The organism is Enterobacter sp. BNK-22, assembly GCF_048684805.1.
GTDB lineage: Bacteria > Pseudomonadota > Gammaproteobacteria > Enterobacterales > Enterobacteriaceae > Enterobacter > Enterobacter quasiroggenkampii.
Window position 1 is genome coordinate 2942764 of sequence record NZ_JBLQTT010000001.1, and the last position, 18371, is coordinate 2961134.

The 18371-nt window shown below is 56.9% G+C and carries 19 protein-coding genes; 4 read left to right on the top strand and 15 right to left on the bottom strand.

The features are described from left to right. The first annotated feature begins 182 nt into the window (after positions 1 to 182). Complete coding sequence (locus ACMGGE_RS13915; protein ID WP_048225512.1) at positions 183 to 1454, top strand: DUF445 domain-containing protein; 1272 nt, start codon at positions 183 to 185, stop codon at positions 1452 to 1454. On the opposite strand, the gene ACMGGE_RS13920 is transcribed toward ACMGGE_RS13915, so the two are convergent. The 7 genes from ACMGGE_RS13920 to ACMGGE_RS13950 form a co-directional block, all read right to left on the bottom strand. Continuing rightward, positions 1451 to 2527: a DUF2955 domain-containing protein gene (locus tag ACMGGE_RS13920; protein ID WP_048225510.1), complete on the bottom strand. Its 1077-nt coding sequence runs from the start codon at positions 2525 to 2527 to the stop codon at positions 1451 to 1453. The two genes, ACMGGE_RS13915 and ACMGGE_RS13920, sit on opposite strands and share 4 nt — an antisense overlap. Further along, positions 2517 to 3584, bottom strand: coding sequence for an HlyD family secretion protein (locus ACMGGE_RS13925; RefSeq protein WP_139125316.1), 1068 nt, complete (start codon positions 3582 to 3584; stop codon positions 2517 to 2519). The genes ACMGGE_RS13920 and ACMGGE_RS13925 overlap by 11 nt, the downstream gene beginning before the upstream one ends. After that, positions 3581 to 4051 carry a MarR family winged helix-turn-helix transcriptional regulator gene (locus tag ACMGGE_RS13930; RefSeq protein WP_024908312.1) on the bottom strand — a complete coding sequence of 157 codons (471 nt, stop codon included), beginning with the start codon at positions 4049 to 4051 and terminating at the stop codon, positions 3581 to 3583. Before ACMGGE_RS13930 ends, ACMGGE_RS13925 begins: the two co-directional genes overlap by 4 nt. Positions 4052 to 4197: 146 nt before the next feature. Further along, complete coding sequence (locus ACMGGE_RS13935; RefSeq protein WP_420293874.1) at positions 4198 to 4893, bottom strand: ArsR/SmtB family transcription factor; 696 nt, start codon at positions 4891 to 4893, stop codon at positions 4198 to 4200. Further along, entirely contained in the window at positions 4886 to 5263 is a 378-nt protein-coding gene (locus tag ACMGGE_RS13940) for an amino acid-binding protein (protein ID WP_420293875.1), read from the bottom strand. The genes ACMGGE_RS13935 and ACMGGE_RS13940 overlap by 8 nt, the downstream gene beginning before the upstream one ends. After that, positions 5256 to 5579 (bottom strand): antibiotic biosynthesis monooxygenase family protein, encoded by a 324-nt coding sequence (locus ACMGGE_RS13945; RefSeq protein ID WP_048028659.1) that lies wholly within the window; start codon positions 5577 to 5579, stop codon positions 5256 to 5258. The genes ACMGGE_RS13940 and ACMGGE_RS13945 overlap by 8 nt, the downstream gene beginning before the upstream one ends. A 152-nt stretch (positions 5580 to 5731) precedes the next feature. Continuing rightward, on the bottom strand, positions 5732 to 7147 hold the full coding sequence (locus ACMGGE_RS13950) for an aldehyde dehydrogenase family protein (RefSeq protein WP_420293876.1): 1416 nt from the start codon (positions 7145 to 7147) through the stop codon (positions 5732 to 5734). A gap of 100 nt (positions 7148 to 7247) precedes the next feature. Between ACMGGE_RS13950 and ACMGGE_RS13955 the strand changes: the two genes are divergently transcribed. Beyond that, entirely contained in the window at positions 7248 to 8150 is a 903-nt protein-coding gene (locus ACMGGE_RS13955; RefSeq protein WP_420293877.1) for a LysR family transcriptional regulator, read from the top strand. Here ACMGGE_RS13955 and ACMGGE_RS13960 read toward each other — a convergent pair. Continuing rightward, positions 8137 to 8616 (bottom strand): carboxymuconolactone decarboxylase family protein, encoded by a 480-nt coding sequence (locus ACMGGE_RS13960; RefSeq protein WP_014882392.1) that lies wholly within the window; start codon positions 8614 to 8616, stop codon positions 8137 to 8139. The two genes, ACMGGE_RS13955 and ACMGGE_RS13960, sit on opposite strands and share 14 nt — an antisense overlap. Positions 8617 to 8717: 101 nt before the next feature. Here ACMGGE_RS13960 and ACMGGE_RS13965 point away from each other — a divergent pair, with 101 nt between their 5' ends. Then, entirely contained in the window at positions 8718 to 10106 is a 1389-nt protein-coding gene (locus ACMGGE_RS13965) for a PLP-dependent aminotransferase family protein (protein ID WP_420293878.1), read from the top strand. A gap of 86 nt (positions 10107 to 10192) precedes the next feature. Here the strand turns inward: ACMGGE_RS13965 and ACMGGE_RS13970 are convergent, their stop codons facing one another. After that, positions 10193 to 10354, bottom strand: coding sequence for a DUF1127 domain-containing protein (locus ACMGGE_RS13970; RefSeq protein WP_022650337.1), 162 nt, complete (start codon positions 10352 to 10354; stop codon positions 10193 to 10195). A gap of 176 nt (positions 10355 to 10530) precedes the next feature. Here ACMGGE_RS13970 and ACMGGE_RS13975 point away from each other — a divergent pair, with 176 nt between their 5' ends. Next, positions 10531 to 11949 carry a PLP-dependent aminotransferase family protein gene (locus ACMGGE_RS13975; protein ID WP_420293879.1) on the top strand — a complete coding sequence of 473 codons (1419 nt, stop codon included), beginning with the start codon at positions 10531 to 10533 and terminating at the stop codon, positions 11947 to 11949. A gap of 94 nt (positions 11950 to 12043) precedes the next feature. Here the strand turns inward: ACMGGE_RS13975 and ACMGGE_RS13980 are convergent, their stop codons facing one another. From ACMGGE_RS13980 to ACMGGE_RS14005, 6 genes are all read right to left on the bottom strand, one after another. Further along, the gene (locus ACMGGE_RS13980) at positions 12044 to 12712 is read right to left on the bottom strand and encodes an OmpA/MotB family protein (protein ID WP_045908093.1); all 669 of its coding nucleotides are present in this window, start codon (positions 12710 to 12712) and stop codon (positions 12044 to 12046) included. Positions 12713 to 12720: 8 nt separating this feature from the next. Next, entirely contained in the window at positions 12721 to 14259 is a 1539-nt protein-coding gene (locus ACMGGE_RS13985) for a hypothetical protein (RefSeq protein WP_045908092.1), read from the bottom strand. Further along, complete coding sequence (locus ACMGGE_RS13990) at positions 14256 to 15509, bottom strand: hypothetical protein (RefSeq protein ID WP_045908091.1); 1254 nt, start codon at positions 15507 to 15509, stop codon at positions 14256 to 14258. The genes ACMGGE_RS13985 and ACMGGE_RS13990 overlap by 4 nt, the downstream gene beginning before the upstream one ends. 10 nt (positions 15510 to 15519) lie before the next feature. Beyond that, positions 15520 to 16449, bottom strand: a complete 930-nt coding sequence (locus ACMGGE_RS13995; protein ID WP_045908090.1) for an ATP-binding protein — start codon at positions 16447 to 16449, stop codon at positions 15520 to 15522. A gap of 230 nt (positions 16450 to 16679) precedes the next feature. Further along, positions 16680 to 17564 carry a hypothetical protein gene (locus tag ACMGGE_RS14000; protein ID WP_045908089.1) on the bottom strand — a complete coding sequence of 295 codons (885 nt, stop codon included), beginning with the start codon at positions 17562 to 17564 and terminating at the stop codon, positions 16680 to 16682. Further along, positions 17564 to 18301 carry a DUF3944 domain-containing protein gene (locus tag ACMGGE_RS14005; protein ID WP_045908088.1) on the bottom strand — a complete coding sequence of 246 codons (738 nt, stop codon included), beginning with the start codon at positions 18299 to 18301 and terminating at the stop codon, positions 17564 to 17566. The genes ACMGGE_RS14000 and ACMGGE_RS14005 overlap by 1 nt, the downstream gene beginning before the upstream one ends. Positions 18302 to 18371 lie beyond the last annotated feature (70 nt).

The following is an 18371-nucleotide window of genomic DNA, read 5'->3' on the forward strand; positions in this document are numbered from 1 at the left end:
ACTACGACGGTCACAAAACATTACGTCCGAAAATAAATAAGCACAAAAAATATAGAAAAATTAATAATAGAAAATTTAGATGTATATATTTTTTATATAGACGCCATTGGTTCACACTGAGTATGCGTCTCCCCCTTACACCAGTTTTGCACTTTTGGTTCACTTGCCTCTATCCTTAACCCATGGAAAAAATAGCTGAACTCAAACGCGCCAAGCTGCTGGCGCTGTCGCTGCTGCTGGTTGCCGCCGCGGCCTTTATCACCACCCTGTTCCTGCCGCAGACCTTCTGGGTGCGCGGCGTCAAGGCCATTGCCGAGGCGGCAATGGTCGGTGCGCTGGCTGACTGGTTTGCGGTCGTCGCGCTGTTCCGCCGGGTGCCGATTCCCTTTATCTCCCGCCATACGGCGATCATCCCGCGCAATAAAGACCGGATCGGCGACAATCTCGGCCAGTTCGTGCAGGAAAAGTTTCTGGATACCCAGTCGCTGGTGGCGTTGATCCGCCGCTATGAGCCTGCCCAGATGATTGGTGCCTGGTTCAGCAAGGCTGACAACGCCCAGCGCGTCGGGCTGCATCTGATGCAGGTAATGAGCGGTTTTCTCGAGCTGACCGACGACGGGCGCATTCAGCGCCTGCTCAAACGCGCGGTGCATAAGGCCATCGACAAGGTCGATTTCACCGAAACCAGCGCCGTGATGCTGGAGAGCATGACCAAAAACAACCGCCATCAGGTGCTGCTGGACACCATCATCAACCGGCTGATTACGCTGATTCAGCGGGAAAGCACGCGGGACTTTATCGCCGACCAGATCATCCACTGGCTCAAAACCGAGCATCCCCGCAAAGCGATGGTGCTGCCCACCGAGTGGCTGGGCGATCAGAGTGCGGAGATGGTATCGAACGCGGTCAACACGCTGCTGGACGATATCAGCCACGACCGCACGCACCAGATCCGCCAGGCGTTTGACCGCGCCACGCTGAAGCTTATCGACAACCTGAAAAACGATCCGGACATGGCGGCCAAAGCCGACAACATCAAGCATTACCTGAAAAACGATGAGGCGTTTAACCGCTATCTGGGCGAGATGTGGGCCGATCTGCGCCAGTGGCTGAAGGCGGATATGCAGAGTGAGGACTCGCGCGTGAAGCAGCGCATCGCCAACGCCGGGCTGTGGTTCGGTGAAACGCTGACGAACGATGCGAACCTGCAGGCCTCGCTGAACGAGCATCTGGAGCAGGCCGCGCACCGCCTCGCGCCGGATTTTGCTGCGTTCCTGACACGCCATATCAGCGACACGGTGAAAAGCTGGGATGCCAAAGACATGTCCCGCCAGATTGAGCTGAACATTGGCAAGGATCTGCAGTTTATCCGCGTCAACGGCACCCTGGTGGGCGGGACGATTGGCCTGATCCTGTTTTTACTCTCGCAGCTGCCTGCCGTGCTGGGACATTAATCCGCTTTGGGCGGCGCGATGACGTAGCGCGTCGCCTCGAAGCGGTTCAGGATCAGGTGCACCAGAAAGACCATCGTCAGCGTCGCCACCAGCGAAAAGGTGACGGAGGTGATGCGGTACAGATCGCTGAACACCAGGTCAGTGTCCGGGTGCATGTTCTGCCCGAACATTATCCCGATGGTGGTGATGCTGGAGAAGCCCACGCCCGCCCCCACCTTCTCCATCACGTGGAGTCGCGCACCAAACGCCAGCCCAAGGCCGATCAGCGGCATCATCAGCAGCATATGGCTGCTGTGATCGTAGAGGATCAACTGCACCACCAGAATATAGAGACAGCCCAGCACCACGCCGACCACGCGCCAGATGGAGCTCATCACCGCGCCGCGATAGTGCATCGGGAACAGGATCAAAATCCCTGCCATCAGCGCCGAAAGCGAATCGCTTAAGTCGCTGATCTGAAAAACGACGAATATCAGCGTCGCGACGGTACCGGAGAGCAGCGACTCGTGGCGCACGCGGGCGTCGTCTTTCTCAATCAGCGGCGGCGGCTTGCGGGGCTCCACGTCCGGCAGGAGATAGTTCATCAGCGCGCTCAGGCACACCGCCATCACGCTCGCTTCGATGTTGGAAAACAGCAGCGTGTGCCAGTTGGTGGTGGGGTAGCTCATAAAGTTGAGCATCACGCTCTGGCACACCACGCCCATCGAACCGAACAGAAACAGCGGGCCTTTACTCATAAAGCGAAAGCGCATCACGTACAGGGCAAACACCACCAGCGTCATGATGATCGGCCATTGCGACAAATAGCCGATGATAATCACCATTTCAACGCAGTTGAGCGATGCGCTGAAGATAAACTGCTTCGCCACGTGGCGGTTAAACACCGGCACCAGCGAGAGCAGCATGATCGGATAGACCACGAAAAAGACGCCGTAGCTGGTGTTATAGAAACTGGAGATGCTGAGCGCAACCATCCCGGCAAAGACGATGCGCAGGGTCTGGCGAAAGTCGTTTGCCGTGTAGACGATGTTGCCGTGCGGGGTAAAGACCCGCGCCAGGGTACTAATAGACATAGTGAAGCAGGCTTACCAGGTGGATCTGCATCCCGGAGAAGAAGCGCGCAAACGGCCCTTCGCTGTTGTAAAGCTGCACGGTCGCGCGGGCGCCGGTCGGCAGATGCTTCGGCAGCGCCTCGTCCAGCGTCACGTGAATGCGCATGCGCTGGGCGTCGCGCACCCAGCGGTTGGAGGTTTCCGGCTCGGAGAGTTGGCCGTTAACGGCCTCCTGACCTGCCAGGATCCCCGCGTCGCTGCTGGTGACGTGGGCGCGGAAAACGTGTCCCGGGAAGGCGTCAAACACCACGGCCGCATCGGTGCCCTGATGCGTATGGCGCAGGCTCTTCTCACGGAAATCGGCCACGATATCGGTCTGGTTGTTCACCAGCGCCAGCGCGGCGGAACCGGATGAAGCATAGAAGCCGGGGCTCAACTGCAGGTTACTGATCGTACCGTCCGCCTGGGCGTAGACCTTCGTCCAGCCGAGATTCAGCTCTGCTTCATCCAGCGCGTTACGGTATTTTTGCAGCGTCACGTTGCGGTGCTCGTCCCGCTCGCCGCGCTGGATACGCAGGTTCTGGATGTTGGCCTGAATTGAGCTGACGGACTGTTCACTGCTCTGCCAGGTGGTGCGGACTTTATCCAGATCCGCCTGCGAGACGTTCTGCAGCGTACTCAGCTTCTGGTAGCGATCAAAAGTCACTTTGTCGTTACGCGCGGTCAGCACGGCGGTTTTCAGGCTGGCCTGCGCGGCGGCGATCTGCGCATCCAGCTGTTCGTTGGACAGGCGTGCCTGCTCGAGCGCGATTTGCGCCGCTTCCACCTTATTGCGAAACGGCGTGTCATCGAGCTCAAACAGCAGATCGCCTCTCTTCACCTGGCTGTTGTTGTGGACGTGTACCGCCGCCACGTAACCGGAGACGCGCGGAGACACCGGCGTCACCACGCGCATCACGGTGGAGTCCGGCGTCAGCGGGATCCAGATATCCGCGACGATAAAGTAGACAAACATCAGCAGGAAAGAGGCAATACTCACCCTTACCCAGCGGGCAAACTTTTGTTCAGGGGTCATTATTTTTCGGTCTTGTTATCTTCTTCGCGGATTGTCCGCAAATTGCAGGCGATTTGATTCAACGTGGCGCTGAAAATGTCGAGATGTTCCGGCGCGATGTTTTGCGATACGCGCGCCTGATACGTCTCAATCACCTGAGTGAGCCTTTGTAACAGGGCTTTTCCCTCAGGTGTCAGCGTCAGAAGCCGGATGCGCTTGTCATAAGGCGATACAGCGCGCAGCAGGTATCCCTGCTTTTCCAGCTGTGTCAGGGTGCGCATCAGCGGCGGCAGTTCAATGCCCTGCACCTCCGCCAGCTCACTCATTGAGACGTTATCCCCGAGCTGATGAAGCTGCATCATCACCGTCCAGCTCGACTGGGTTAACCCGGTATCGAGAATGGCCTCGTCGATGACGGCACGCCACTGGCGCACGATCATCGCCATCCGCATGCCCATCGGTCTGCGGCAGAACAGTTCTTCTTCACTCATGGGGAAACCTCTCGTCACACGCGGTCAAGATAATAGTTATCAGGGTAACTATCAAGAAACGAGAGGCGAAAGCGCAGGAATTGCGAAAGGTCTTACTGGAGGCGATGTATGCGTAGGCCCGGTAAGCGCAGCGCCACCGGGCGTTTTTAGCGGCTAAAAAGCCTCTTTACAGCGGCCTTACCCGACGCCGTCACCACCACCTCCCGATACCCCGCCACCCGCTGGATCCAGCCTTTATTTTCCAGATGGTCGAGCAGCAACGCGCCGGCTTCTCCGCCAAGGTGAAACCGCCGCTCGCTCCAGTCCAGGCAGGCGCAGCAGGCCTTCCGGCGCGGATGCGCGCTTAACGAAATGCCGAGCGTCAGGAACTGCTTCCGGCCATAGAGTGTCAATGCTGAACCATCAGCCTCCAGCCAGCCTTCCGCCTGCATGAAATCATAAATCTGCACCGCCACCGCGCCTGCGAGATGGTCATAGCAGGTCCGGGCTTCACGCATGGCTTTCGGCGCGGTGGTTTCCGGCGGGGTCATGCGGCTCCACGAAAGCCCCATCATCTGCTCCACCAGCGCCGCCACGTCGTGCCCGGCAAGACGATAATAGCGATGCCGCCCTTGCGACAGGCAGGTTATCAGTTGCCCTTCAAGCAGTCGGGCGAGATGCCCGCTGGCGGTCGACGGTGCGACATCTGCCGCCGCGCTCAGTTCAGTGGCCGTCCACGCCCGCCCGTCCATTAGCGCACAGAGCATCTTCACGCGCGACGGATCGGCCATTGCAGCCGCTACAGCGGCAATCGCCTTTTCCAGCAACGCGCTGTTATCAGGGGGTAAACTCGTCTTAAGCATGGGCCGCCCAGGGTTCGGTGATCTCTGCGGCCAGCTTATCATCATCCGTCAGCAGAATAAGGTGATTCGCATGGTCGCTGTACTGAGTCATGATTGACACACCGCGTGCCGCCAGCGCCGCTGCGATCTCCCCCAGCTCGCCAGGGCGTTCCTGCTTAAGCTTTCTGATCACCGGCTTTCGCACCGCCTGCACGGTAAACCCGGCGTCAAGCAGCACGCGTCGCGCTTTTTCCCCGTCTTCCACCAGGAAATGGGCATGTGTACCAAATACGCCACCGCCCTCCAGCCCCACGCCGTTGCGGCCCAGCAGCTGCCCAAAGCGCGCCAGTTCACCCGGGATATCGCGAAAAATGACATGAACGTCATACATCGGCATGCCCTCCGGTTTCAGAGGTATATTCCCGCACGACCTGCGCCACCCGAATGCGGTAGTACGCAAAAATTGACTCACGCCCTTCGGCCTGCGCCGCCTGATGAAAGACGTTCTGCTTCCAGCGGCGGACGGCCTCTTCATCCCGCCACCAGGAAAGGGAGAGGATTTTGCCCTCGGTGGTCAGGCTCTGGAACCGTTCGATATCAATAAAGCCGTCGATGTCGGCCAGCAAAGGCTTAAGCTCTGCAGCAAGCTGAAGATAGCGCGCCTGATGGGCAGGCGCGGCTTTGGCTTCGAAAAGGACTGCGATCATGGTTTTCTCTCCGTTGTGATGTTGGGGAGAGAATGCAGGAGGGAAAAGCACAATGCTTCGGTAAGGAGCGAAGTGTTGCGCCGGATGGCGCTGCGCTTATCCGGCCTACGGGCTCATGTAGGCCCGGTAAGCGCAGCGCCACCGGGCGGGTTTTAACCCACCATCGACCTCGGCTCCATAAACGCCCGAATTCCCCACTCACCCATCTCGCGCCCCAAACCGGAGTGCTTAAACCCGCCGAACGGCGCTTTCGGTTCATGGGCCAGGGTGTTCACCAGCACGCGACCGGCAACAATCTGCTGCGCCACGCGTCGTGCGCGGTCCACATCGCCGCCCAGCACCATTGCGCTCAGGCCGTAGTCGGTGTCGTTGGCAATGGCGATCGCCTCCGCCTCGTCACGATAGGGGATCACGCACAGCACCGGGCCGAAAATTTCGTCGCGGGCAATGGTCATCCGGTTGTTCACGTCGGTAAACAGCGTCGGACGCACGAACCAGCCGTCCTGCGTGCCGTCCGGTCGTCCTTCACCGCCCGCCAGCAGGCGTGCCCCCTCTTCGAGACCTTTACGGATATAGCCCTGCACCCGAAGCCACTGCTTCTCGCTGACCATCGGGCCGACGTCTGTCGTGCTGTTGCGCGGGTCGCCGGATTTCACCGCCGCCACGGCCTGCGCCAGCGCGGTTTCGATCTCCGTCTTGAGCGAGTAAGGCACCAGAATGCGCGTCCCGGCCACGCACGCCTGCCCGCTGTTCATAAACCCGGCCTGGATCACCAGCGGGATCGCCTGCGCCAGATCCACATCATCCAGCAGGATCGTCGGTGATTTACCGCCCAACTCCAGCGTCACGCGCTTAAAGCTTTCCGCCGCGTTGCGCAGGATCGCCTTGCCGGTATTCGTGGAACCGGTGAACGAGATTTTTGCCACGTCCGGATGACGGCTAATCGTTTCGCCGACCGTCTCGCCGCGTCCGGTGACGATATTAAATACCCCTGGCGGTAATTCAGCATCGCGCAACGCTTCAGTGACAATCTGCGTTTGCAGGGCGCTCATTTCGCTCGGCTTGATCACCGCCGTGCAGCCCGCGGCGAGCGCGGCCGCCAGTTTGCCGCAGATAAACCCGGCATCGCTGTTCCACGGCGTAATCAGCCCGGCCACGCCAAGTGGCGTCATCTGCACCGTTGCGGCACCTGCGGAGGTGACAAACTCAAACGCCTCCAGCGCCTCGATGGCCTGCGCAATCACCTCTGCCGGATAGCTTGCCATCCATGCCGAGCGCGAGGCGGGCGCGCCGTACTCCTCGACAATGGCGTCCAGCAGCGCATCGTGACGGGCGGCCACGGCGGTGTGCATGCGCTTCAGCGCGGCGATGCGTTCCTGCTTTGTGGTCTGCGACCACGCCGGAAACGCCGCTTTTGCCGCCGCGATAGCGCGTTCAGCGTCAACCTCATCCGCCAGGCGAACCTGGCCGATGACCTGCGCCGTCGCGGGATTGTACAAATCAAACCGTTCGGTACCGTGCGGGGTAACAAACTCGCCGTTAATAAAAATCTGTTCGATAGTGTGCATATCACCCTCCTCAGGCTGTGTGAGCACAGTCTGGCACGGCTTCTCCGTTGCGATAATCCACGCTATGCTGCAAGGGTTGTTTCGATTTTCAGGATAATCTATGCATCGTTCAGGTCTGACAGAGCTGGAAGTGGTGATGGCGGTGGTGCGACGCGGCAACTTTCGCGGCGCAGCGCAGGAGCTGGGGATGTCCGCCACGGCGGTCAGCAACGCCATCGCCGGGCTGGAGAGCCGCCTTGAGACGCGACTTTTCAACCGCACCACCCGCAGCGTAGCGCTTACCGACGCCGGACAGCGCTACGTGGCGCGTATCGGCCCCGCCCTGCAGGAGATCCGTCTCGCCGGGGAGGCGATCCACAGCGAAACCGGGGAACCTGCCGGCACGCTACGGCTAAACGTGCCGAATCATATCGGCACCCTGTTTCTGGACCAGCTGCTGATCGACTACATGATCCGCTACCCGAAAATGCGCGTGGAAACGGTGAGTGAAGCAAGGATGATCGACATCGTTGCCGAAGGCTATGACGCGGGGATCCGCCTCGAAGAGTCCGTTCCGCAGGACATGATCGCCGTGCCGCTGACCGGTGAGATCCGCCAGCTCGTCACCGCCACGCCGGACTATTTCACCCTTCATGGCATACCCGAGACGCCGGACGATCTGCTTTCACATCAGGGGATCGGCATGCGCATGGCTCACGGTGGGATCTACCGCTGGGAGCTGGCCCGTCGGGGGGAAACGTACGCGCTTGCCGTGCCGCCGCGCTTTGCGACGTCCGATCTTTTTGCCTCGATCCGCGCCGTGAAAGCGGGATTAGGGGTGGGATTTTTACCGGAACTCTATATTCGGGACGAGCTGAAAAGCGGGGAGCTGGTGAGCGTCTTAAACGACTGGACGCAGCCGTTTGCCGGGCTGCGCCTGTACTACCCCGGCCATCGCCACGTCCCGCCAGGGCTGCGGGCGCTGGTGGCGATGATCCGCGAGCGCGGAATTATTCCAGGTTAGCTTTATTCAGCCCGTACGCCGCATCCAGCGAACCGGGCGCCATGCGGGAGGTGATCCCCAGACGGTTCCAGGCGTTGATCGCCACGATGGCGAAGTTCAGCTCTGAAATCTCCACGTCCGAGAAGTGCTCCGCCACGCTGCGGTACAGCGCGTCACTCACCCCGTGAACGCCAATCTGGGTCAGCGCTTCGGTGAAGGCCAGCGCGGCTTTTTCACGGGCGCTGAACAGCGGGGACTCGCGCCAGGCCGCCAGATGGTACAGGCGCAGTTCGCGCTCGCCGGCGATTTTCGCCTCTTTTGAGTGCATATCCAGACAGAACGTACAGCCGTTCAGCTGCGACACGCGAATGTCGATCAGGTGCTTCAGCGCCGGATCGATGGAGGTTTTTGCCACCTCCATGCTCAGGGCAGACAGCGCGTTGGCGAGGGCAGGTGTAACTTTATGGTGATTAACGCGAGTGCTCATGGTCTTTCCTCTTTTTGTGCGGCATGTACCGTGCGATGAGGCAAATCTACGCCGTTCATGACATAGTAAAAAGATACAAAAAGCGTGAAACGAGGTAGGACATGAAGCCGGGCTATCACGAGATTTATTCCCGCTATCGCGACAACATCATGCGCGGCGTGCTGAAGCCGGGCGACAGGGTGCCTGCCATCCGCGTGCTGGCGGAAGAGCTGAAGGTGGCGCGTAAAACCGTCGAAACGGCGTACGCCATTCTGACGGGTGAAGGGTATCTGGTGAGCCAGGGCGCGCGCGGCACGCGGGTTAACCCGGACTTACTGCTGCCGGATAAGGCTACCCCTGCGGAGCAGCCCACCGGAGCGCTTCCGGCCTCGCTCATCAGCCAGCGCGAGCGGGCCGGGTTTCTGCGCCCCGGCATCCCTGCCCTCGACAGTTTTCCGTATAAAAAATGGCTGCTGCTGGCAGGCCAGGCGACGCGCGCCATGCGACAGGAGGAGATGCTCAACCCGCCCGTTCTGGGCTGGTATCCGCTGCGCCAGGCCATCGCCAGCTACCTCAATATTTCACGCGGTTTATCCTGCACCGCTGAACAGGTGCTGATCACCAGTGGCTACAGCGGCAGCCTGCGCCTGATCCTCGACACCCTCGCCAGCCGCAGCGACAAGGTGGTGTTTGAAGATCCGGGTTACTTTATGGGCCAGCAGTTGCTCAAGCGGATCGTGCCGCGCCTGCATACCGTGCCGGTCGATCGCTGCGGCATCGACACGGACTACCTGCTGCACCACCATCGCGACGCCCGATTTGCCATCGTCACCCCGTCGCACCAGAGCCCGCTGGCGGTCACGCTCTCCCTGCCGCGTAAGCAGCAGCTGCTCGACTGGGCCAGCCAGAACGAGGCGTGGATTATCGAAGACGATTACGACGGGGAGTTTCACTACACCCGCAAGGTGCTGCCGTCGCTGAAAAGCCTCGACCATCACGACCGGGTGATTTTTATGGGTACCTTCAGTAAAACCATCATGCCGTCGCTGCGCATGGGCTACCTAGTGATGCCCGCCAGCACCGTCGGAGCCTTTATCGACTGCGCGGACATCACCACCAGCGGCCAGCCGGTGCTGACGCAAAAGATCCTCACCGCGTTTCTCAACGAAGGGCATTTTTTCCGTCATCTGAAAAAGATGCGCGCGCTGTATCAGACCCGCCGCGACTGGATGATTGCCGCCCTGCAGGAGGTGTATGGCGATCTGTTTTTCACCGAGCAAAACGACGGAGGGATGCATATCGTGGCGTTCCTGACCAAAGGAAGCCGTGACCGGGAAGTGGCGCGCTGTTGGCAGGAACAGCAGCTGCAGGTCAATGCGCTCTCGGAGTGGTATCGCGGGTCGGGCAAACGTTACGGGCTGGTGATGGGCTATAACAACGTGCGCTCGTATCAGGAGGCGCTGGATTTACTGGAAAGGCCGAAGCGGCAGACGTTTGCGCTGTTGCGCTAAACATCGCCGGGTGGCGGCTTCGCCTTACCCGGCCTACTCGATCCCGTAGGCCCGGTAAGCGTAGCGCCACCGGGCGATGATACGGCTCACACATCATATCGCGATAACCCAACGTCCTTGAGTTGCTCGTCGCTCATCTGGCTCAGGATGCGGCGGGTGCGGTTGATGCGATACCAGTTACGCAGCGTTTTTGCGATCCAGACAAACACAATAAACGGACGTTTTGAACGATTCTCGTAGAATTCCATGATGCTCTCCTCACTGTGTCAGTGGGGTTATCATCCCGGAAATCCACCCGTGCAATACAGATGCAAAAACAACTTTTGTTTAACATACAGATCCGCTAAAACAGTATCTGCATTGCAATTTTCGCAGCAATCTGTACTGGTTTTATAATCTGTATGGTGAAAACAAAGGATACAGCATGACACGCTACCAACATCTGGCCAATCTTCTGGCAGAACGCATTGAACAAGGGCTGTATCGCAGCGGCGAACGTCTGCCGTCGGTGCGCACGCTGAGTCAGGAGCACGGCGTGAGCATCAGCACCATACAGCAGGCCTACCAGATCCTCGAAAACCTCCAGCTGATCACGCCTCAACCGCGCTCCGGCTATTTTGTCTCACCGCGCAAAGCCCAGCCGCCCGTTCCGGCGATGACGCGCCCGGTGCAGCGCCCGGTGGACGTTACCCAGTGGGATGAGGTGATGATGCTGCTGGACGCCCGCGCCGACAAAGAGATGCTCTCCTTCGGCGGCGGTTCGCCGGACATTAACCAGCCGAGCCTGAAGCCTCTGTGGCGCGAGATGAGCCGCATCGCGCAGCATAACCCTGGCGAGATGCTGAGCTATGACGTGCTTGACGGGCGCCTGGAGCTGCGCGAGCAGATCGCCCGTCTGATGCTGGACGGCGGCTCCACCGTTTCGGCAAGCGACATTGTGATCACCAACGGCTGCCACGGCGCGCTGTCGATCGCCCTGCTGTCGGTATGCAAACCGGGGGATATCGTGGCGGTGGAATCGCCGTCGTTTCACGGCACCATGCAGATGCTGCGCGGGTTTGACATCAAGGCGATTGAAATTCCCACCGACTCTGAAACCGGGATCAGCATCGAGGCGCTAGAGCTGGCAATGGAGCAGTGGCCAATCAAGGCGGTGATCCTGGTGCCCAACTGCAATAATCCGCTCGGGTTTATCATGCCGGAGGCGCGGAAAAAGCAGGTGCTGGCCCTCGCCCAGCGGCACGATATCGTGATTGTCGAGGATGATATTTACGGCGAGCTGGCGGCGGAGTACCCGCGCCCGCGCACCATTCATTCGATGGATATCGACGGCCGCGTGATCCTCTGCAGCTCGTTTACCAAAACCGTGGCGCCGGGCCTGCGCGTCGGCTGGATTGTGCCGGGACGCTACTACGACCGGGTAATGCACATGAAATACGCCGCCGGCGGATTTAACGTGCCGGGCACGCAGATGGCGGTGGCGGCGTTTATTCGCGACGGTCATTACCATCGCCATGTGCGCCGTATGCGCCAGATTTATCAGCAGAATATGGAAACCTACACCTGCTGGGTGCGGCAGTATTTTCCGGCAGAGATTTGCGTCACGCGCCCGCAGGGCAGCTTCCTGCTGTGGATTGAGCTGCCGGAGAAGGTCGATATGGTGTGCGTCAGCAAGCAGCTGTGCCGGCTGAAGATCCAGGCCGCGGCCGGGTCGCTGTTTTCCGCCTCCGGGAAGTACCGTAACTGCCTGCGGATCAACGTGGCGCTGCCGCCTACGGAGAAACATCGCGAGGCGCTGAAAAAGCTGGGTGAAGCGATTGTGATTGCGATGGAGGAGGACTAGTGCGGCCTGATGCCCTCACCCCAGTCCTCTCCAACGGTTCAGTAAGCCCCTATAGCGGGCTGGTTTAAATGCCATTACTCAACCAGCCGCTGAGTTACAGAGCGCTGCCCTGCTCCTGACGTGACGGCGCGTGCGTCAGGAACTGCACCTCAACGCGGCGATTACGCTCATCGCTGGGTGAAATCCCTTTTAGCGGCTGAGAGTCGCCAAAACCGGCCACAATCACACGATGCGATTGCTGATCGTTGAGGTTCGCAATTAACAATTTACGTGCTTCACGGGCTCTGGCAGCCGAGAGCGTGTAGTTATCGTCATACACGGTACAGAACCTGGTGTAATCGACCACAGGGTTATTCACGCTGATGTTATCCGTGTGCCCCTCAACAAAAACCTGAGTGTTCGTCGAACCGCTCACGAACGCCTGAATCCGTGGTGCCAGACGAGCAAGTGCATCTCTTGCCTGAACGGTGATACAGGCACTACCGCGGGCGAAGATTTTATCGCGCAGCGTAATTTTTCCGCTGGCTATATCAAACCCCACCAGCGCAGCATCCCCCTGATCCACCATCTCCTGCTGCATGCTGTGCATCATGGCATTCAGTTTCTGTTGCGCGGCTGCCTGGCCGCTGTTTTTCTCCTGCTCGCGTTTTACGTCAGCCACTTTGTTTTGCAGTACCGATAACACCAGCATCAGCATCACCACGGCCATGACCCCTGCCATTAGATCGGAAATAGAAATCCACTCATTCGGTTTATCTTTCATCGGCAATATCAGACCTCAACACGTTCGGCGACAAGCTGTTGAGCCGGGAGCAACTTATCGATGCGGGTGCACAATACAGACACCTGAGTGGTGATCTGTTTAACGGTTTCCGGCAATGTACCCAGCAGATCGAAGGCCTCGTTAAAGCGCGTGATGTAGTGCTCCATCTTACGGTTGCCTTCGGAAACGGCGGCCAGACCGAGAGCGATCTCCTTCGTGACGCGCTGAATATAGTTTGTCATAGAGGTGACTTGTTCATTCAGCGTCATGCTGGTTTCGGAGAATTCATCCATCGCCTGACGTTGAATTTTCGCCGCGGCTTCGGTTCTCTCTTTCACCGTGGTCATGGTTGAATCGATCTTCGAAGACATGTTGTTAACCGACTCGCTGATCTGCGAAGTGGCGGATTCCAGCTGGTTGGCCATCTGCGTCATGTTGCCGCGGAAAGACGCATCCATGCTGGCGATAGCACCGTTAAGGGAGGTTTCTATCTGGCCCATTGTCGTACTGAGCTGATGAGTAGACTCCGCCAGCTTATCGCTCATCTGCTGCACGTTGCGAGTGAAGTCGGCATTCATCTCATTCACTACCTGCGACAGCTCTTGCTTAATGCCGGTCATGAGCTCACTAAGTTCGGCACCCAGCGCGGTAACCACTTTTTCCAGGCTCATCGCCGAGCCAGAGACTTGCTGCGAAGCATCACTCATAGTAGTCGCCGCCTGCTGCAGTGCCACCAGGTTCTCTTCACTTTTACGGGTGTAAGTTTCCAGCAGATTGCGCGACTGATTATTAATATCTGCGATCTCTTTTAACGCCGCCAGATGGTATTGATGACGCTGCGCTTCCTGCTCTTCACTGCGTTTTGCCTGCTGACTGAACTCCTCGCGCAACGCGACAGTTTGCAGCGCCATCGCCTCCACCAGACGCTCGGTAGCCGCGTTACGTCCAGCTTCACGCTGCTGCTGCCGGGAAGCGTTTTCCTCCGCCTGCAGAGTATATTCTTCGGTCAGGGAGTGCTGCAGTTTGGCCATACACCAGTTGAGACGGCGCTCTTCATAGCCATTTTTCGACTCCCAGATTTTGAGGGCGATAAAGGCAATAATCCCCCAGGTTGAGGTTTTGAATTTCGTGCCCAGCCCCTGCATCATCTCCATCAGGTCGCGCATGGAGGAGTCCATTGCACCAATGCTGTTTCCCGCGTTATGCAAAATGCCGGAAGCTTTATCGAGCGCCAGCCCCAGCCCAAGAAAGGTTCCCAACAGACCAAGGATCAACAGCATACCCGGCATAATGGCGGCTATTTTCTCAGCTTTGGTCGCCAGTGATTGGCTCAGCTCAGCGGCCGATCCCATTTCTGCACTCACCCCCGGCTGAGCAGCCTGTAATCCACTTTGCTCCCAGGCCTGCTGCCAGCGCGCTTCCTGTGCATTGCGCCTGACGGAGAGCCAGGTGTAGATTACTGCCAGCAGCATTACGCCGAAAAAGCCCATCTGCAGCGCATCAAAGCCTGGGATCAAAAAGTGGCCAATTTCAGTTAGCAGATTCATGCTACCACCTCGACGAGCAGACCCGCTTCAGTACGTTTCTGGCAATCGGCAGCAAATATGTTGGCGAAATCGGTAATTAAGCTCTGTTCCTGCCTGGAAAGAGAAGACCAGGCGCGATCGTTTTGCGAGCAGTCGATCAGCAGTGCACCCACAATCGCCCCCTGATCGAGCAGATATGCTTTGCCTTCCGCAATCAGCTGCTGTTCTTCTTTTTCGAGCATCTGTAGAAAGCCTTCCGCCGCGTTGACGTAGCTATGGCGCGCCAGTAGATCGTCGCCTAATTGTTCCAGATCGGCCGTATCACGCGGCAGGGTGATTTTAAGATCGTTCAGCACGCCCACTTCAGCCGGTTCAAGTTCTTCGTATTTTAGCGCGCGCACCAGACGGTTATGCAGCAAACGATCTTTCGAAAGCGCGCTGTTTTTCTTCTCCCACTCTTCTTCCAGAAGCTGACGGCTTTTCTCCCATGCAATAATCATCTCTTCGAAGACAAACGGGATAATCGGCTTGCCGAATAGTCTCTGAGTGAGGTTATCCAGACGCAGAGTATCGGCATCACTAAACTCTGCCTCCTGCTGGATCAGCGCGTTCGCGGCATAAACCATAAAGTGCATATCCGCATCGACATCGCTGATGGACTTCACGGCCTGCATACGGGTTTCATAGAAGGCGAGCAGCTTTTGCACTGCACGCAGGCGCAGGAAATACTCGAAGTCCTGCAGCGTATCTCGCTTCACGGCGAAATCCACTTCTGCTTTTGCGATAAGATAGCTGTTCACCAGTGCGAAAGCCGACACAGCCTCTTTCTCCTCACCACTCAACTCACCTTCCGCTTCAGCCATAGCCTGAGCATGATGGCGAGCCTCTTCAAGCTCCTGCTCCTCCATTTGTTTCTGGTGGGCGTTTTTACACCAGTTAATGACCCACTCCAGGGCTTTCTGCAGCTTTTTTACCAGCGGTTGTTTATCAAGTTTTTCCAGCCATGCCAGCGCGCGATCCAGCCCTGCCAGCGCGCTCTTTACCCATGGCAATGTGATAAAACCGCCTAGCATCTGAAGAATTTTACGTCCCGTGCCGATATGCGGCTTAATGCGTTGCCACATCTGGCTGACTTTGCCAACAAAACCTTCCGCTTTTTCTGCCATGAAACCGATCGCTTTTCCGGCCATTTCTTTTGCTTTGCTGACGACGGATGAAGCGACATCACGTACGTACGAGACTGCAGAGCAAATACGACTCCATAAACCCATGATTCAACCCTTAGCTCAAACCGAGCATTTTTTTTGCTGTGTTAATGTGTGGTGGAACGAAAGATGCCGCGTTCGATATCGCGCCGTAAGCATCACGAATTTGCGCAAGTGCACTTTCAAGATGCTTAAGCGTAAGTTTTTGTTCTGATTCCAATACGGCTTTAGGTAGAGCCAGGCGCATGGCATTCCGGATATCTCGGCCAGAGAGCCCTTCGGAGAGAGACACGGCGCTTTCCAGCATCGTTTCCCGTGCATCGGCAAGCGGAATAGCGCGCACGAGCAATTTTTCCCAGATGCGAAAACGCTCTTGGCTGCCGGGTAACGTAAAACCAACATGGTGAGAGATACGGCTGAGGAATGCGCTGTCGTAGTTTTTGACGAAGTTGGTAGCAAAGATGACGATACCGGTATGCTTTTCCAGCTCAATCAATAAGGTGGAACGCATCGCGTTTACTTCATTATCAATGCCCTGAGTAACAGATGAGAGACGTTTACCCAAAAGGGTGTCTGCTTCATCAAAGAACAACACGGCCTCTTCCTCCGTGGCCTGACGGAAAAGAGCAGCGATATTTTTCGCGGTTTCCCCCATAAATTTGCTTTCGAGATCGGCAATACTGACAACCATAATCTTGCGCTTAAGCGAACCCGCCAGCGCCTCTGCCGTCAGGGTTTTGCCGGTTCCTGGTGGGCCAAAAAAATTCAGCACGATCCCGTTCCCCGTAGGGTCGACCGCTGCGAATTCCCATTCCACGTAAATTTTATGGAAGTGGTCAATTTTGGCTCTGGCTTCATCAAGCTGGGCAATGACCTGCGTCGTCAGCGCCACATCGTTTTCTAGCGTAAAACGGGGAATAACCGCTGATGCAAACGCCTTATTTTCTTCACCGGCTGCTTTCTCCAGGCCCTGCGTAAATTGCGGTCGAATTCGTCCCAGAGACATGTATTACCTCATTATGGGCTGTGGGAAATTTGAATTAAGTTGCTGGTGCAATATTGGTTAACGGCAAGAGCGTCGAAAACTCCAATGATATTTCCTACCGTTTCGAGCAGACCTACCAATATTGGTCAGTGAAAAGAAAATAGAGGATGGGACTGACAAAATGTGTCAGAAAAAAATATGGTTCAAGAAATATGAAGAATACCTGGAAAAGGTTCCAGGCATCACCATGATTACGCTTTAAGAGGAAGGGGGGCGATGGAAACCAGCTCCTGGAGCAGTAGCGCGTTATCTTCCGATTTAAATAACAGACGCAAATCTTCCTGCTTACGGGTAAAGGCAAGTGACTGTGGCTCAACGCGACCGCTGATGCTCTCCTTAACTTTGCTATTACACCACTGGCGGTAATGTTCCAGCGTGGCAGCATAGCGGCGTGAGTTTTCGCGCATCAGGTGCTCTGCCAGCCTGAATTTCCCGTAGCGATCGCAAAGTTGACTCTCGATGTAGATCGCTTTTGGCACCAGATCGAGCATGAGAGTAATGAAATCCAGAACCTGTTCTAAATGCCTGTCGCTGAGTTTATCGGCAAAGGAGAGCAAGTTATCAATAAACGAGAGAACCTCGTTGCGTTCATTGCCCATTCGGACAATGAGGTGTGCCGCAACGTCATGCGTCTCATCCACCAGCGTGCGATCCAGCAACATAACGCGAGCAGACTCCACGACGCCAAAGTAGCGAGACAGTTTATCCATGTAGAAAATAACATTCTGCGCGTGCACATCTTCGGAGATCAGATCCATGCTCTGCTGCAGTTGATCAATTTTTTTCGACAAATACATGGTTTGTACCACCATTGCCCCCACGATGATCCCCGTGGAGACGCCGACTGCAGCCAGCTGAACGGTCTGTGCCATTTGTGTAAGTTGTTTGATGTCGCCAATGGAGGCCGTTTCCAGCACCACCTCTTTTAGCGGAAGGTGTTGAGCGATCCCGCTTTTACCGGACATGGCGTGCCAGTACGCTACGCCATCACGAATAATGACGTGCCCGGTTTCCAGCGCGCTTTTAACCTCTTTGTACACATTCACCCAGTCGATAGTAAGCAACGTTTCCTTCATCAAAAGAAATCTCCAACTTTGTTTAGCATTTGCTGGCGCATGGCAGCAATTTGCACCACGGCAGGCAGCGTAACGCGAAACGCCGGGCCGCTGATGGCCGGGATAGTTAGTAACGCGGTAATGGCCATGCCGATCGGACCGGCAAAAATCCCAATCGCGCGTACCAGTCCCGCATTGGCGGCCAGCGCCAGTCCCCTGCCCAGCACCGCTTTCGCAACGGCATTCGCTACGATCATCGCCACCTGGTAGGACATAAATCCGCCCATACGGATTGCGGTGATGATTGCCGTCAGTGCCGCACCACTAGCAAGATTCCCGTCAATTTTGAGTTCGCGGCGGATGTTGCGGCGCTCTTCCTCATTCATTTTATCCCAGGAGTCAGTGAATAATTTTGCGAGAAGGGCCTGCTCAATATCGACAGTATCCGCAGAGAAATCGGCTTTAACGGAGAGTTTCTTGCATACGTCCGTCAGGATTTCTTTATAAAGCACGCCGTTACCACGGAAGAGGTTAACAAAGGTATCGCCACCGAAATGTTGTAGCTCCGCCCCGATGAGTTGCCAGACCTGCTTATAGTTTTTACCTGCATCCTGAAATGCTTTCTCACCCGTTAAGGACTCAGTGTAACGCGTCGACCCGTCTTTATCCGTGGTGAGATAGTTAACCAATACTTCCAGCATCTCGTTGTCTGAGTAGCGAAGTAGCTCCAGGTCTTGATCTGTTCTGTATTTTCCCATTATCTCTTACCAGCCGAAGGCTATTTTCAGTTTAAATTACGTAATTTTTAAGGGTGCCTGATAGGTGTTA

Excerpts from the sequence above, each read along its gene's own strand:
- ACMGGE_RS13915 (WP_048225512.1), top strand. The coding sequence starts at position 183 with ATGGAAAAAATAGCTGAACTCAAACGCGCCAAGCTGCTGGCGCTGTCG.
- ACMGGE_RS13920 (WP_048225510.1), bottom strand. The coding sequence starts at position 2,527 with ATGTCTATTAGTACCCTGGCGCGGGTCTTTACCCCGCACGGCAACATC.
- ACMGGE_RS13930 (WP_024908312.1), bottom strand. The coding sequence starts at position 4,051 with ATGAGTGAAGAAGAACTGTTCTGCCGCAGACCGATGGGCATGCGGATG.
- ACMGGE_RS13935 (WP_420293874.1), bottom strand. The coding sequence starts at position 4,893 with ATGCTTAAGACGAGTTTACCCCCTGATAACAGCGCGTTGCTGGAAAAG.
- ACMGGE_RS13940 (WP_420293875.1), bottom strand. The coding sequence starts at position 5,263 with ATGTATGACGTTCATGTCATTTTTCGCGATATCCCGGGTGAACTGGCG.
- ACMGGE_RS13945 (WP_048028659.1), bottom strand. The coding sequence starts at position 5,579 with ATGATCGCAGTCCTTTTCGAAGCCAAAGCCGCGCCTGCCCATCAGGCG.
- ACMGGE_RS13950 (WP_420293876.1), bottom strand. The coding sequence starts at position 7,147 with ATGCACACTATCGAACAGATTTTTATTAACGGCGAGTTTGTTACCCCG.
- ACMGGE_RS13955 (WP_420293877.1), top strand. The coding sequence starts at position 7,248 with ATGCATCGTTCAGGTCTGACAGAGCTGGAAGTGGTGATGGCGGTGGTG.
- ACMGGE_RS13960 (WP_014882392.1), bottom strand. The coding sequence starts at position 8,616 with ATGAGCACTCGCGTTAATCACCATAAAGTTACACCTGCCCTCGCCAAC.
- ACMGGE_RS13965 (WP_420293878.1), top strand. The coding sequence starts at position 8,718 with ATGAAGCCGGGCTATCACGAGATTTATTCCCGCTATCGCGACAACATC.
- ACMGGE_RS13970 (WP_022650337.1), bottom strand. The coding sequence starts at position 10,354 with ATGGAATTCTACGAGAATCGTTCAAAACGTCCGTTTATTGTGTTTGTC.
- ACMGGE_RS13975 (WP_420293879.1), top strand. The coding sequence starts at position 10,531 with ATGACACGCTACCAACATCTGGCCAATCTTCTGGCAGAACGCATTGAA.
- ACMGGE_RS13980 (WP_045908093.1), bottom strand. The coding sequence starts at position 12,712 with ATGAAAGATAAACCGAATGAGTGGATTTCTATTTCCGATCTAATGGCA.
- ACMGGE_RS13985 (WP_045908092.1), bottom strand. The coding sequence starts at position 14,259 with ATGAATCTGCTAACTGAAATTGGCCACTTTTTGATCCCAGGCTTTGAT.
- ACMGGE_RS13990 (WP_045908091.1), bottom strand. The coding sequence starts at position 15,509 with ATGGGTTTATGGAGTCGTATTTGCTCTGCAGTCTCGTACGTACGTGAT.
- ACMGGE_RS13995 (WP_045908090.1), bottom strand. The coding sequence starts at position 16,449 with ATGTCTCTGGGACGAATTCGACCGCAATTTACGCAGGGCCTGGAGAAA.
- ACMGGE_RS14000 (WP_045908089.1), bottom strand. The coding sequence starts at position 17,564 with ATGAAGGAAACGTTGCTTACTATCGACTGGGTGAATGTGTACAAAGAG.
- ACMGGE_RS14005 (WP_045908088.1), bottom strand. The coding sequence starts at position 18,301 with ATGGGAAAATACAGAACAGATCAAGACCTGGAGCTACTTCGCTACTCA.